At 40.0% G+C, this 752-nt stretch carries 1 protein-coding gene; it reads right to left on the reverse strand.

Annotation, left to right across the window (positions count from 1 at the left end):
• Window positions 1–137: 137 nt before the first annotated feature.
• A complete protein-coding gene (gene tnpA, locus HT723_RS09905) occupies window positions 138–611 on the reverse strand; it encodes an IS200/IS605 family transposase (protein ID WP_001140801.1) in 474 nt (157 codons plus the stop codon).
• Window positions 612–752: the final 141 nt, after the last annotated feature.

Here is a 752-nt window from a genome sequence, read left to right on the forward strand (position 1 = left end):
AGTCATAACCACCCGTGAAAACGGGTGGCTTGTACACCGGCTATAAGCCGTTTCTCTCCAGCGGCGTCTAAAGACGCTCGCTGAACTTCGTTCAGGTCGTGCTATATTACTTGACTAATGCCCGTCACAACGGGCTTTTACCTTGTTCTAAATCCGCCATCAGAAAACGGATCTTCATATTCTTTTACACTCAGCTTATCGAGTGCAATGTCATTCTTTTCCTGCTCGCGAATATATTTAGCTACGGTCTTTTCGTTTAGTCCAACGGTACTTACATAGTATCCCCTAGCCCAGAACTTTCGATTTCCATACTTATATTTTAAATTAGCGTGCTTATCAAATATCATCAATGCACTTTTGCTCTTGAGATACCCCATAAAATCGGAAATCGAAAGTTTGGGAGGTATCAGTACAAGCAGGTGTACATGGTCTGGCATCATATGACCTTCGATAATCTCCACGCCACGACAACCGCATAGATGTTTAATAATATCTATCAAATCCGACCTGACTTTGTAATATATCGCCTTACGGCGATACTTAGGTGTAAAAACTATATGATATTTGCACATCCATTTAGTATGTGATAAACTGTAACTGGTTTTAGCCATTTATTTTTCCTCCTTTATCTAACCTGAACAATTAGATTATACTTGGAAAAATAAATGGAAGCTAGAAGCCTTGTCAGCCACCAGCATAGCTGGTGGTTTTCTTGTTTTTCTCTACGAGAAAAACTGGCTTGAAGCCATAAT

The sequence above is a fragment of the Streptococcus sp. 2106 genome (assembly GCF_013277315.1).
In the GTDB taxonomy this organism is placed as follows: Bacteria; Bacillota; Bacilli; order Lactobacillales; family Streptococcaceae; genus Streptococcus; species Streptococcus pseudopneumoniae.